The organism is Pseudomonas sp. MWU13-2517 (genome assembly GCF_023242545.1).
Taxonomy (GTDB): Bacteria; Pseudomonadota; Gammaproteobacteria; order Pseudomonadales; family Pseudomonadaceae; genus Aquipseudomonas.
The window spans coordinates 198,340-212,168 of the sequence record NZ_JALMFA010000002.1 but is presented as its reverse complement, the minus strand read 5'-3'; the positions used below and the strand labels follow the sequence as shown (position 1 = coordinate 212,168).

General features: G+C 54.5%; 11 protein-coding genes and 1 pseudogene. 6 read left to right on the top strand and 6 right to left on the bottom strand.

From position 1 onward, the window contains the following. Nucleotides 1–36: 36 nt before the first annotated feature. A complete protein-coding gene (locus M5B97_RS03550) occupies nt 37–750 on the top strand; it encodes an NAD(P)-binding domain-containing protein (protein WP_283100842.1) in 714 nt (237 codons plus the stop codon). A 67-nt stretch (nt 751–817) separates the two neighbouring features. Here M5B97_RS03550 and mqo read toward each other — a convergent pair whose 3' ends face one another. Further along, the gene (mqo, locus tag M5B97_RS03545) at nt 818–2,464 is read right to left on the bottom strand and encodes a malate dehydrogenase (quinone) (protein ID WP_248730759.1); all 1,647 of its coding nucleotides are present in this window, start codon (nt 2,462–2,464) and stop codon (nt 818–820) included. A gap of 482 nt (nt 2,465–2,946) precedes the next feature. Between mqo and M5B97_RS03540 the strand changes: the two genes are divergently transcribed. Continuing rightward, nucleotides 2,947–4,134 (top strand): MFS transporter, encoded by a 1,188-nt coding sequence (locus M5B97_RS03540; RefSeq protein ID WP_134659686.1) that lies wholly within the window; start codon nt 2,947–2,949, stop codon nt 4,132–4,134. A 73-nt stretch (nt 4,135–4,207) separates the two neighbouring features. Here the strand turns inward: M5B97_RS03540 and M5B97_RS03535 are convergent, their stop codons facing one another. Together M5B97_RS03535 and M5B97_RS03530 are read right to left on the bottom strand one after the other, a co-directional pair. After that, complete coding sequence (locus M5B97_RS03535; protein ID WP_123715131.1) at nt 4,208–4,429, bottom strand: hypothetical protein; 222 nt, start codon at nt 4,427–4,429, stop codon at nt 4,208–4,210. Nucleotides 4,430–4,617: 188 nt separating this feature from the next. Continuing rightward, a complete protein-coding gene (locus M5B97_RS03530; RefSeq protein WP_248730758.1) occupies nt 4,618–5,022 on the bottom strand; it encodes a MerR family transcriptional regulator in 405 nt (134 codons plus the stop codon). 74 nt (nt 5,023–5,096) lie between these two features. On the opposite strand from M5B97_RS03530, the gene M5B97_RS03525 reads away from it, so the two are divergent. Next, on the top strand, nt 5,097–6,176 hold the full coding sequence (locus tag M5B97_RS03525; RefSeq protein WP_248730757.1) for an SDR family oxidoreductase: 1,080 nt from the start codon (nt 5,097–5,099) through the stop codon (nt 6,174–6,176). Nucleotides 6,177–6,335: 159 nt separating this feature from the next. Here M5B97_RS03525 and M5B97_RS03520 read toward each other — a convergent pair whose 3' ends face one another. After that, nucleotides 6,336–6,701 (bottom strand): DUF6124 family protein, encoded by a 366-nt coding sequence (locus M5B97_RS03520; protein ID WP_248730756.1) that lies wholly within the window; start codon nt 6,699–6,701, stop codon nt 6,336–6,338. Nucleotides 6,702–7,245: 544 nt separating this feature from the next. Between M5B97_RS03520 and M5B97_RS03515 the strand changes: the two are divergent. Further along, nucleotides 7,246–7,460 (top strand): annotated as a pseudogene (locus tag M5B97_RS03515) (hypothetical protein). Between the two features lie 400 nt (nt 7,461–7,860). Continuing rightward, entirely contained in the window at nt 7,861–9,234 is a 1,374-nt protein-coding gene (locus M5B97_RS03510) for a hypothetical protein (RefSeq protein ID WP_248730755.1), read from the top strand. Nucleotides 9,235–9,507: 273 nt separating this feature from the next. On the opposite strand, the gene M5B97_RS27705 is transcribed toward M5B97_RS03510, so the two are convergent. Continuing rightward, the gene (locus M5B97_RS27705; protein ID WP_248730754.1) at nt 9,508–10,641 is read right to left on the bottom strand and encodes a multicopper oxidase domain-containing protein; all 1,134 of its coding nucleotides are present in this window, start codon (nt 10,639–10,641) and stop codon (nt 9,508–9,510) included. Between the two features lie 2 nt (nt 10,642–10,643). Continuing rightward, on the bottom strand, nt 10,644–11,267 hold the full coding sequence (locus tag M5B97_RS03500; RefSeq protein ID WP_248730753.1) for a multicopper oxidase domain-containing protein: 624 nt from the start codon (nt 11,265–11,267) through the stop codon (nt 10,644–10,646). 833 nt (nt 11,268–12,100) lie between these two features. On the opposite strand from M5B97_RS03500, the gene M5B97_RS03490 reads away from it, so the two are divergent. Then, complete coding sequence (locus M5B97_RS03490) at nt 12,101–13,816, top strand: carbamoyltransferase C-terminal domain-containing protein (RefSeq protein ID WP_248730752.1); 1,716 nt, start codon at nt 12,101–12,103, stop codon at nt 13,814–13,816. Nucleotides 13,817–13,829: the final 13 nt, after the last annotated feature.

The following is a 13,829-nucleotide window of genomic DNA, read 5'->3' as shown; positions in this document are numbered from 1 at the left end:
AACAACATCGACACCAAAACGCTTATTTATCGAGATTTGGTTGCTAATCATCATAACCGCTCCCCCGTTCACAGGAGCAAGGACATGAAGATTGGCGTAATAGGCGCAGGCTTTATCGGGCGGGCCGTGGCCGAATTGGCACTGGCGGCCGGGCATGAGGTGATGTTGAGCAACTCCCGTGGGCCCCAGACCATGAGCAGCGTGCTCAGCGGCATCTTGGGTGTGCAGGTGGGCAGCGCCGATGATGCCGCCAGATTTGGCGATGTGGTGCTGGTGGCCATCCCCCTTCAGCACTACCGCAGCGTCCCGGCGCAATGGCTGGAGGGCAAGGTGGTGATGGACGCCAATAACTACTACCCGAACCGTGACGGGCATATTCCGGCGCTGGACCGCTTTGAAACCACCACCAGCCGGCTGCTCGCCGAGCACCTGCCGCACGCGCATGTGGTGAAGGTGTTTAACGCGATATTTGCCCCCGACCTGACCCAGGACGCTCGCCCCCACGGTGCAGCGGACCGCCGCGCCCTGCCGGTGGCAGCGGACGATGCGGCAGCCAAGGCACAGGTGATCAGCTTGCTCGACGAACTCGGGTTCGATGCCGTGGATGCTGGCGGGCTGGATGACAGCTGGCGCTTTGAACGGGGCAAACCCGCGTACTGCATTCCGCTGGATCAGGCAGGCCTGGAGGCCGCGCTGGCCAAGGCCGAACGTACGGTTGAACTGCCTGCTGTCGAACGAACCCGCCGATAAACGCCCGTGCACAAAAAAGCCCGCTGACCGTCACCGGTTCAGCGGGCTGTTTACATCAGGACTTGGCTTACAGCGCCAGGTCAGACGCAGGCTTGCTTGGCTCTGCCGCAGGCTTGGCAGCCTCGGTAGCCTTTGGCGCCGTCAGTTGCGGGATGGCTGGCGGTGGAGTCAGTTGCAGGACGCCGGCCGTGTAGGCCCATTCCTTGGCAACAGCTTCAGGACTGTCGTTCAGCTTGGTACCGTAGCTCGGTACGATCTGGTGCAGTTTGGCCTGCCACTCAGGGCTCGCCACTTTGTCCTTGAACACTTTCTGCAGCACAGTCAGCATGATCGGAGCCGCGGTGGACGCGCCCGGCGATGCACCCAGCAGGCCGGCGATGGTGTTGTCGGCGGAGCTGACCACTTCGGTACCGAGTTTCAGGACACCGCCCTGCTCTTCGTCACGCTTGATGATCTGCACGCGCTGACCGGCCTGCCACAGGCGCCAGTCTTCTTTCTTGGCGTTCGGGAAGTACTCTTGCAGTGCCTTGAAGCGGTCGTCGTCCGACAGCATCAGTTGACCGGCAAGGTACTCGACCAGTGGGTATTCATGAATACCGACTTTGGTCATTGGCCAGATGTTGTGGGTGGTGGTGCTGGTCAGCAAGTCCAGGTACGAGCCTTCCTTGAGGAACTTGGTCGAGAAGGTCGCAAATGGGCCAAACAGGATCACGCGCTTGCCGTCCAGCACGCGGGTGTCCAGGTGCGGAACCGACATCGGCGGCGAACCCACCGAAGCTTTACCGTAAGCCTTGGCCAGGTGCTGCTCGGCCACGGTTGGGTTATCGGTCACCAGGAACGAGCCACCCACTGGGAAGCCTGCGTATTCCTTGGCTTCAGGAATGCCGGACTTTTGCAGCAAGTGCAGTGCGCCGCCGCCCGCGCCGATGAACACGAACTTGGCGTCGGTTTCGGTCTTGGTGCCGTCTTTCAGGTTTTTGTAGCTCACACGCCACGAACCGTCGGCGTTCTTGGTGATGTCCTGCACTTCGCTCGACAGTTTCAGGTCGAACTTCGGTGTGGTTTGCAGGTGAGCGACGAACTGACGGGTGATCTCGCCGAAGTTGACGTCGGTGCCGATTGGCGTCCAGGTGGCCGCGATTTTCTGGTTCGGGTCACGCCCTTCCATCATCAGCGGAACCCACTTGGCGATCTGCGCCGGGTCTTCGGAGTACTGCATGCCGGCGAACAACGGGCTCGCCTGCAGGGCTTCGTAGCGCTTCTTGAGGAACTTGATGTTGTCATCGCCCCACACAAAGCTCATGTGCGGCGTGGAGTTGATGAACGAACGTGGGTTCTTCAGCACGCCCTGCTGGACCTGCCAGGACCAGAACTGACGAGAAATCTGGAAGGCTTCGTTGATCTCGACCGCTTTCGGGATCTCAACAACGCCATCCTTGTTTTCCGGGGTGTAGTTCAACTCAGCCAAGGCCGAGTGACCGGTACCGGCGTTGTTCCAGCCGTTGGAGCTTTCTTCGGCAACGCCATCAAGACGTTCGACCATCTCCATCGACCAGTCCGGCTGCAGCTCGTTGAGCCACACACCCAGGGTCGCACTCATGATGCCGCCGCCGATCAGCAGCACATCGACTTTCTTTGCCTCTTCCGCGTGAACGGACGTGATCCCCATCGACAAAGCCAGCCCCAGCAGGGCAGTGTTTACTTTCTTAAACATCAGTAGCACCTATGATAAAACGCCATCCGCCCCGCCGCCCCGGATCATGGCAACCCTCGATCACGCTACGTCAGGCAACGTACCGTGGGGTTTACGCAATCACATGAGGACCGCAGGGTGGGCACACAAGGCCGATGAATCGGCCTCACTGTTATGTCCCTTCTGCGCTGACTTCTTATCATTATTGGCTTCAGCTACCTGGGCGACAGACCACCGCCGGGACGTATACGGGTGTACGCACCAGGGAAAGACTAGACCAAGACGGCGCGCAGAATATCACGCTGAGCGGCATTTATGCGTCGTTTGGCCAATTGACAGCTCTAAATCGCCGGTTTTGGCGCGACCGTGTCAAGGCTGGCAGACGCGACGTGGCGTCACAGGGTTGGAACGTTTACGCAAAACGCTGTTCTAGACAGTTTCGCCGCTGCTTGCGTAGCATCGGCGGCTTTCCTTCGTGCGATCCACCTAGACTAGAGTTGCCCATGACTATCCAGCAGACACCCGGGCATGTACTGCCCGCGCGTAGCGCCGCCAAAATGGAAGCGGCCATGGCCGTGGGTGCCTTCGCAATCGGTACCGGCGAATTTGCCATCATGGGCTTGATGCCCGACATCGCCCACAACCTGGGTTTAAGCGAACCCCAGGTCGGCCACGCCATCAGCGCGTATGCCTTGGGGGTGATGGTCGGCGCCCCATTACTGGCGATCCTCGGCGCCAAGTTGCTGCGCAAACACATGTTGCTGTTGCTGATGGGCCTCTACGCCCTGGGCAACCTCGCCACCGCCTTCACCCCGACCTTCGGCTCACTGGTGGCCTTCCGCTTTATCAGCGGCCTGCCCCACGGCGCCTACTTCGGGATTGCCGCCGTAGTCGCCTCGAGCATGGTGCCCAACGACAAACGCGCCGGCGCCGTGGCCCGCGTGATGATGGGCCTGACCCTGGCCATGCTGCTCGGCAACCCCATCGCCACCTTCCTCGGCCAGCACCTGGGCTGGCGTTCGGCGTTCGGGTTGGTCAGCGTGATTGCCCTGTGCACCATCGCTCTGGTCTGGCAATTCGTGCCCCACCGCCACGACGAACAACGCAGCGACCCGCGCAAGGAAATGCGCGCCTTCACCAAACCCCAGGTGTGGATGGCGCTGTCGATTGGCGCCATTGGGTTTGCCGGGATGTTCTGCGTGTTCAGCTACCTGGCACCGACCATGCTAGAAGTGACCAAAGTGTCGCCGCAGTGGATTCCGTTTGGGCTGGCGGCGTTTGGTGTCGGCGGGATTATCGGCAACATTGCCGGCGGCAAGCTGTTTGACCGCATGCAGTTCCGAGCGGTGGGCTTGATATTGGTGTGGTCGATGGCCGTGTTGCTGTTCTTCCCCTTCGCGGCGTCGTCGCTGTGGGGCGTGCTGCTGAGCATGGGATTGGTCGGCACCATGGTGGCCTTGGCTGCGCCGCTGCAGATCCGACTGATGGACATCGCTCATGAAGCCCCGAGCCTGGCGGCGGCGTCCAACCACGCGGCGTTCAACCTGGCGAACGCACTGGGGCCGTGGTTCGGAGGCATGGCAATCACGGCGGGATATGGCTGGACAAGCACCGGCTACATCGGCGCGGCTACCGCGCTGGTGGGCCTGGGCCTCTACCTCATCGCCCGCCGCATGCAGGGCGGCCACTGAAAGCCCAATTGTAGGAGGGGGCTTGCTCCCGATGGCAGCGGGTCAGTCAACACACTGATGACTGACCTCCCCGTCAATCATCATGCAACAGCCCTGACCCATACTCCCCATAACTGCTGCCCAACCCACTGCCGCCAAAATTCATCTTGGCGGCTTTGCTCGGGCTGTGGTCACCAAACGCCTGGCATCCCCCCGAGAAACAGGGGTCGCTGCTCACGCCCGAAGAACCCGACGAACAAGCACTCAACAGCAACGTGCCAGCAACCATCACGACTTTGACGAGGTTCGAAATCATGTTTTCAGTTCCCTGTGGCTGGAGGCGCGAGGGTCCTCTCTTGAAGAGGATCGTAGACTTCAAAGGCCCAGGGAATGATGAAACTTTACTGCGCGACAGCAGGGGTTCAGGTTGCCGCCTTGGGGTAAGACGGCGATGCGCGGCGTTGCCGGCTTACTCCTGGGCTGGAGGATTGCAGCCTTCGTTGTCTAAACGCCAACCGTTGAATGGGCAGCGTTGCTCAGTTGCTGAAGTTCAAGCTGCTTGGCAGCGCTGGCCTCGAGGTTCGCGCGCTCTGCATCCAGATACTGATAAATGCCATGGAGGTTGGTGATTTTCTGCTTGATCTCCGCCATCTTCTTTTCAATCAGCTTAGCGCCGTCAGCACAATCGATCAGCTTGTTGCGCTGCGCATCCAGAATCTCGCCTATTTCCCCGAGGGAAAACCCCATGCTTTGCGCCCGCTGGATGAAGTCCAGGTCCTGCAGGGTTTGCGCGGTGTAAACACGATAATTGTTGGTTCGCCGCTGCGGTGAGATCAAGCCGATCTGCTCGTAGTAACGCAGCGTATGGCGGCTTGCACCGCTGCGCGCCTCAAGTTCGCCTATTTTCATGAAAACAACACTTGACTGTAGAGTTGGGTCGACAGTTTACGCTTGATTTCTCACCTGACCCAAGGAACATGGAAATGAGCGTGGAGTGCTTTGTCACGGGCGGTACCGGCTTTATCGGTCAACATCTGGTGGCGCACCTGAGTGCAAAAGGTCACACCGTACAGGTGTTGATGCGTCGCCCAGAGCGCCTCGCCGCACTGCGGGAACACGTCGACCAGTTGGGAGGGAACGCGTCCCGGGTATTTGCCGTGGCTGGCGACCTGGAGCAGGACAACCTCGGGCTGAGCCTTGCCGACCACGAAAGGCTGAGGCAAGCCAGCGTGGTATTTCACCTGGGAGCCCACTTTGCCTGGGGGCTCTCATTGGAGCATTCACGTGCCGTGAATGTGGAAGGCGCCAAACGCGTGGCGCTATTGGCGGCCGAGCAAACAAGCCGGTTAGTGATGATCGGCGGCTTCATGCTGAAAAACCATGAACACCTGCAACGCATAGGCATTGATCCTCATCATCCCGAGCTGACCAATTGGCCCGCCCTCTACCGGCGCGTCGGCGCTTACGAGGGGAGCAAGCTGGAGGCACACTTTGCCACCCTGGAGCTGATGTCAGCCAAGGGCGCAGACGTGACCGTCGTCCATCCCGCCACGGTGTGTGGCCACAGCCACACCGGCCATATCCTCGAAGGTCAGCCACTGATGGAGCTGATACGAAGCCTTATGCACGGAAAGCTGACTGCCGTGCCCGGCACCGCCGAACACTGGCTGCCGCTGGTCACCGTGGATTATCTGGTCGAGTTGGTGACGGCCAGTGCTTTTGACCCGGCCATGAAGGGCCAGGAACTGCTGGCACTGGACGCCCAAACGCCCAACTTGCGCGAACTTCTGGCACAGGTGGCACAAACCATCAGCGTAAAGCCTCCCAAGCATCACATTCCGCTCCGAGTGCTGAAATGGCTACTGAGGATTCCTCCCGTCGCGCGTTTTTTGAATACCAGTGTCGAGGCTTTGGACTTCATCCAGACCACGCGTTTTGATACAGCGGCGGTCGAGCAATTTGCCAGCAGGCATGGGATAGCTAAACCGGATATACGTGAGTCTTTGCGGCGTACTGCTGTGTTCGTCAAGTCACAGGACATAGCCACGGACAAGTCTCGCTGACTTATTGCGGGCATTCAGAGATCGTGTTTTCAGTTCGCTAGAGCTGGAGGCGCGAGGGTCCTCTCTTGAAGAGGATCGTAGGCTTCAAAGACACAGGGGATGATGAAGGGACAACACGGGTTCAGGTTGCCGCCTTGGGTAAGGCGGCGGGACGGATCGTCAGGCGTTGGCCTTGCTGGCGGCAGGAGCGGCTTGCTCCTGGGCTCGGTCAACGAGTAACGCACTCAGGTCGATCAGTTGTTGGATGCCCAGGACGATGGCGCGGTGGGGGTCTTGGAGGTCGAACGCCAGGGTGGCGGCCATTTGGTTGGCGGATTCGAGGTTTTCGGAGGCGTTGGCCAGGAGGGTTTCGGTGTCGGTCTTGGGGTTGACGAGGAATAGGTTGGTGGTTGGCTGGTCGGCGGGAGCGGCTTCGTTGGAAGGAGGCAAGTAATGATGAATAGCGCGCTGAGCCGCTGCATGAAGCTTGGCATCATTGGGTGCGGCGTTTGAAGCATACGGCGGATTAGGCGTGACCTTGTACATGGCGAAGCTCCTTAACTATTCAGGAACTGCCAAACTCACTTCCACATGAGGGTGGCAGCTGTACGCAGGTGTGGAAGACCAGGGCTAAGGACCCGGCGCACCGAAGTGCCCCGCGCACAGCCGCCGAAACACATGATACAGACGTAAAAAAACGCCGATAGGTGTTTGTGACGATTGCGTCTTAGCTTGGTACGGACTTCCACATCCGGCCGCTGGTTTTCCAGCGGTTTGGGGAGGTTAGCGAGGGGTGGTCTGAGGGGCAAGCTTAGAAAATTGTGGGAAATTTCCCAGACTATTTTGGACTGGCCACCAGATCACTCAGCCGCTCCGATGATGGATTGGAACACCTAGGCCTGTTGACCGCATTATCAAAGGCCTACAGCGCACCCCTTAGTCGTCCGTACCACTTTTGTACCGCTCTCATCCCCGAAGCACCTTTTTTTCAGATAACGAGATCAGACGTTGGCTCAAGAAAGGCGAAGTCCTCAGCAGCCATGGCGACAGTCGCTGCTATGCTTCATCTCTTTCGAACGAGGGAGCGAACATGGAAAGCGAATACGCCTAGCTGATGCTCTCGAAAGAATTTATGAAAATCAGCTTGCCTTAGAGGCTGCCTTGATGGACCTATGCATTTGGACTGAGCAGCAAAACGCTCTGACAGTGGGAGGGAATGTTCGAGGGGCACTCGCCACGATTGGAGAAAATGCTAGCCACATCAAACAAAGCCTGGCGAGGTTAAGAAGCAAAGACTCTAAGTGACTGGTAAAAGTAGACATTAGGCGACGTTTTGACCGCCTCTTCGGCCATAAAAATTATCGAAGGATGACTAAGAAAGTGGAATCACTCCATTCACGACCGATAGATAACGAAAAAAAACAATTTTAATGTCTATTCTGGGTCTTCTACGTTTCTTTATTCTTCAAAAATAACAGGCCACGTAAATCTAGAGGAGACCTGCGAAATCCTCGCGGAATCCGATGCTTTTATCTTCGCACTGACCAATCGTGGAAAATTATGCTACACGGACGATGGAAGACTTAAATCCAAGCAGCTAAATATCGAAGCGCAAATAGCAGACCAAGGAATTACAGTTAACGGCCACGCTGATTTTTTAAAAGCAAATCCAGGAAACTGTAATATTTATGCTTTCCTGAGGGTTTTGGAGCATCTACTTTCTGAAAAACGCTTGTTTAATGCTGCTTACGGCTTCCCCACCGAAAGCGCCCGGATATTCATGCGGCCCATCGCAATACAATATGAGTCTGACGACACTTACGAGTATATTGCCCCCTACATACGAATTTATGAGAGTGGAATCATCAGCATCGCCTTACCTAGTGTATTAGGATTCGAAGACACCCCTATTGAAGGCGTCATTTACGACGAAGTTAACAAATCTCGCCAAAACATCACTTCAATGTTGTGCGAGAGAGAACTATATCTAGCTTGTGCAGAATCACAGCTTTCCCAGATGACAAGAAAGGAGCGCTTGAAGCAAAGAAAGGCATTTGAAAGTATTATGCGCAACGTACTCAGCGCCCCCCATACAGTGGACTTTATAGACGAACCATTAACCGTATATGAGCTTATTCACACCGATCAATTTACTCTGACCGACGTTGCACGAAACCTGCTGTCGGTTGTGGCCCGAACGATAGCCCTAGGGCGCGTACAAACGAGGGTTCGGTGGTACGCTAACCAGTATAAGGACGACTCCATTGGGCAACACTGGAGAGGCAAACCTATTATTTATATCAAATCGCACACTGATCAGAAGCCAGGAGCTTTGGAGAACTGGAACGCACATCGACAGCTAGTTAACAGCATACTCATACGAAATGTAATAGGAAAGGACTTCACCAGCAACGATCTACAACTGCAAGATATGAGAAACTCTGACGATTACAATAGTTTCTATACCGAACAGGTTTCGCTAATGCTTGCATCCTCAAATCTAAACTATTTTCTTGAGAAACGAACAGATTACACCTTTGATAACTTGATTGCTGACATACAAGCGCTCAATGAAGCTTCTCACTATATCTTAACATACTATTCCTATGCATCTCTTGAACTCGAAAAGTGTGGAACATCTAATGATGTAGCCAGGATCGAGCTCGATATATTAAATTTTGAAGAAACATTACTATCCGCACATAAATATGGCGAAATAGCCCACTACATAGAGAATGTCCTAAAGGGCGACCATCTAACAACAATATACAACTTAATGCATAAAAAAATGGCAAATACTCGCAAGAGGCTTGAGCTAGATGAAAAAATCACGTCTGAGTCCTACACGCGTCGAATAACAATCATCTTTGGATTAATTGCGTCAGCTACATTATCGCCTGAACTGATGCAGCCGCTAGCAAAATACTTGGGAATCGCGTCCGAACAGGACCATATAAACAAGCTTTATGGAATAGCAGCATCAATTGCCGTTGTTGCTGGATCACTGACGATCATTCATTATTTTTTCAAAATCTCGTCGTTAATTAAAAGATATCTTAATGGACACTACAACCCTTAACGTTTCCTAACACCCCATAGCTATCGAAGTGTCATCTTGTAAGCGCGGAATTTGACACGTTGCTGGTTCTCGGACCAGGACATCCCGCCCGAAGAGATCAAAGGCACCATACACGCCACCCGCCCATGGAAGCGTTAGTTTCTTAAGCTGTGTAAATGAGAGAGCGGGCGCGTAAGCCTAAGGTCGTGAGTGGGAAATCGGGGTCAGACCACTATAAAACCCGACTCCCCACACCCAACCTCATAAGTGAGCCGTATCTCCGCTCCGCTTCCCTCAATGCCCCTTATGATGCCCCACCCCCTCACCCGCTACTGACACGCTCGCCTGCGCCACTTTCCCCGACGCGGGAAGCACTCGAATGATGCTCATCATCCCCAGGTCTTCGTGCCCCAACAGGTGGCAGTGAAAGACAAAATCCCCCACCACTTCACCGCGAAAATCCATCAGCAGTGACACGCTCGGGTACGGGTCCTGCGCATTACCGGACCAGGCCGGCACCTCGATGGTGTCCAGGTATTGCCCCACAATTCCCGGGGCCTGCGGCTCTTTACCGAAGTTGTTCTGCCCCTGCACATAAAAATGAATCTGATGGATGTGAAACACATGGTTTTCGGTGCTGCGGTTCTCGACAGACCACTGCTCCACCGTGCCTTGGGTGGTGGTAATACTCGGTGGCTGGTCGGGATTGAACACGTGCGGCACTTGGCCGTCGACCGTCATGTAGAACTCGGTTTGATTGGCGTTCTCGGAGAAGTACAAGTTGCGCTGGGCAACGACGGGGGCTTGCTTCAATCCGGCAAAGCGCTTTCCAGCCGTTTCGGAAATCGGTCGTGCAGGCAGGCTGGCAAGTTTTGCCTCGGTGTCAGCCCCTACGTCGAGCGTGATCAGCGGGCGAGTCGGATTGCAGTCGCCGTCCACACCGGTGTTGATATTGGCCGTCATCAGCGTGGCTTTTTGCACGCCGACGCCGGGCATATTCGCCACGAACTCTACGCGCGACGCCGGCGGCAACCGGAAATGATTGACCGCAATGCTCTGGCCCGTGCCACCTGTGCCGTCTTGGGAGTTGATTGGAACACCGTCGATGGCTATCAAGTTAAGGGTCTGCGGCACGTTGTCGTAGACGAGGCTCAGGTCGAGTATGGAATCTGCGGAAATATTGGCGACCCGCCAAAACTGGGCCTGGCCCGATGGGACTTGCATCTTGGCGGCGACAAAAAATACGTTGTTCTTATCGGTGTAGGAGTTGACCGGCACATTGTTCACGGTAACGTCGTGGAACGGCACGTCGACCCCGCAGTTACCGGGCCCTTCCTTCAGGTTATTGAGCTGGCGCTGATCACGCAGAACCAGAACCTGTTGCGGTAGCCCCTGCACCGCTGGAAAAAACCGTTCGATCCCGTCCACAATCAATGCGCCGGTCGCGCCGCCATGACGACCGGTTCGGAAATGCCGTGCACATGCGGGTGGTACCAGTACATCCCTGGTGGCTCGTCAGTGGGGAAGTCCAGGGTGTAGGTGAAGGTTTCGCCGGAATTGATGATGGTTTTGATCACCTCGTCCCCGCCACATACCGGCGCGGTATTGGTGCCGTGATAATGCAGGTTGACCGAGGTGCTGTTCATGAACTTGGCACCGCAATTGGGCGGGTCGAGCGCCATCGGGTTGATTCCCTGGGGCGTGTTGTTGGTGACCACCACCGTCAGTTTGTCGCCGGGCAGCACATGCAACGTGGGATTCTGCATGCCGTCGGGCGTCATGAAGCAATAAAGCGTACGGCCCTTGTCATCGACCGTTTGCTGATAAGAAAAGCTCACCGCCAGCGTGCCATTTTCACTGTAAAGCGCGGGCGGCGTGACTACGTGCGCGCCTTGGGCAAACCTTGGACACCCGCCGGGAATCGGCGCGATTGCTGCGTTACTGATAGCGGCCGGCGCGGTTTGCGCCAACGTGCTGCCATGTGGGAGCAGGGATGACAGGAGTACCACGCACGCCGATGCAGCAAGCGCCTTGATCGCTATAAGTCCATTCATGTTCACCTCGTCATTGAGAGCGACCGGGTGTACGCCTACTGCGCGTCACCACTGCAATTGAACAACCGTATGAGGGAAGAGGCGCCTATCTGACTGGAACAAACGCTGCGACACGCGGGGCGGCTGCCCTTGTGACATTCCACATCATATCCTGCCAATCCTGAGCGACAGACTAGCTCAGCCGTTACAAGGGTGAGCGGCGTTGAAAGATCATTGAGTTATAAAAGCAATAGCAAAATGACATCGCACGAAAAAGATGATGGCATCTTGCGTCAGGATAAGGTCACGTGTCAGGGGAATACTCAATCCCGGATTTGCTAAAAAGATGCATGAAAATCAACTCGCGTTAGAAGCGACACTAATAGAGTTTGCTCTCCATAGTGAAAAGTCAGGCTTGAGTGAGGTTGGTAATAACGTATGGGGTGCTCTTTCGTAATAGGTCAAAACGCTGGGTACATCAAGCAGGGCTTGGCCAAGCTAAGAATTAAACACTTTTGACAAAGCACGCCATTATTATTTTGAGGTATGCGGTGGAATTGGGGGACAGCTTCTGCATATGGGCTTAAGACGTGAAGCCACAGCCACAAGGATTTAACTGAATTTTCGGGCAATCCATAGTTATAACCAAAAGCCATGTCAGAATTTTCTTATGGAAAATTTTCATAGGAGCGTCACAATCCGGTGCTACGGTTTTTTCGTCAGAGGGCAGGATCGCCCACTTGGGACTATTAAACGGTCCACTGGACGCCAGGGAATATTCTGAGGACAGAGTTATGGGCGGTACTGATGCAGTGATCTCTGATAATCACTGAACTGCAAAACATGGAGTTGTTATGATAGTTTTAGGAATTACCAACAATGATTTATCAGGTGCCTGCCTGGTCCGCGACGACCGAATTCTCTCTGCGGTAAGTGAAGAACGGTTTACCCGTATCAAAGATGACAAAGTCTGGCCTGCGCAATCTATTTCATTTGTACTGAGTGAAGCGGGTATTAGTTTAGAGGACGTAGACTATGTGGCCTATGGCTGGAACGCAGGCTTCACAGCTGAAAAGCACTTACCTTTATATTTCGACCGTATTGTAGATGAAGTCAAGAACAACCCTGATGGGCTACCTCTTTTTCGTAAACGTATTGCTGACGAAATCAACAATGACAAGGAAAAAAGAGCTGAGTTCGATAAGTTTATCTCAGATAACGCGTTGTCCGCCTACTACATAGACCACCATGAATGCCACGCGTTGGGTGCTTATGTATGCTCCCCCTTTGATGAAGCTTTAACCTTGACATGTGATGGGCGAGGTGATTTCCAATCACTGACGCTAACACATTACACACCCAACGAAACCACGGTATTACAGCGTGAAACAAGCATTGATAGTTTGGGGTACTTCTACGGACGTATCACCCATCTACTAGGTTACAAACCTAATCGTCATGAAGGTAAGATCACAGGGTTGGCTGCATTCGGCGATCCTGAGAAATTGCTTGGCGTGATGCGACAAATGATTAATGTCGAGGATGGGCGCATCAGAGCCAAATGCGGAGACCTTTTCCTGCCTTCATATAATGGTTATAGCGACACATTACAGAATTTACTAGCGCAGGAAAAACCGGAAGATATCGCAGCCGCCGTTCAACGCCATGTTGAAGACATGCTTGTCAAAGTCGTAACTTACCATCTAGAAAATATAGGGACTAGCAACCTTTGTTTAGCTGGTGGTGTATTTGGCAACGTGAAGCTTAACCAGCGTTTACGAGAAATCCCTAACGTGAGTAACGTCTATGTGCTGCCATGCATGGGAGACGGTGGCCTAGCATTGGCTGCTGCAGTGGGTGCTGCTTACTTGGAAAACGGCACTCGATTCAAAAACCCGGCGATGACGCTGGGCCCATCAGCACGTAGTGTTTCACAAAATATAAACCTCATAAATCGTGACTATCCTGAATTGGGTTATCACAACCCGAGCAATATCATTGAAACGCTCGTAGATGCTTTAATGGAAAACCAGGTTCTAGGAATGTTCAAAGGAAAAATGGAGTTTGGCCCAAGGTCGCTGTGCAACAGGAGTATCGTCTACCATGCCAAAGACGCTGATGTGAACGACTGGCTCAACAAACGGATGCACCGAACTGAGTTTATGCCATTCGGCCCAGTGACAGCTGTCGAGCAGGCCGCCGAATGCTATATCGGCTGGTCCGAAGAGCAGGTTGCCGCTGATACCATGACGATGACATATGATTGCCATGCGCAGTTTATCGAGGCCAGCCCCGCTGTCGTGCATATTGACGGTACCGCTAGACCGCAGGTAATTCGTCCTGAGGCTGATGGGTTTATGCACAAGCTCCTAAATGCCTGGCACTCTCGAACAGGGCAATCTGCTTTGATAAACACTTCTTTCAATCGTCATGAAGAGCCGATTGTATGCTCGTCACAAGATGCCTTGGCTGCCCTTAAGGAAGGCATGGTCGATTTGGTAGTTATGAGCGAGTCGTTAATCGTATGGCGTAAAAACAAGAACAGTTTCGCATTACAGCGTTTTGAGTAAAACCGATTCGCTT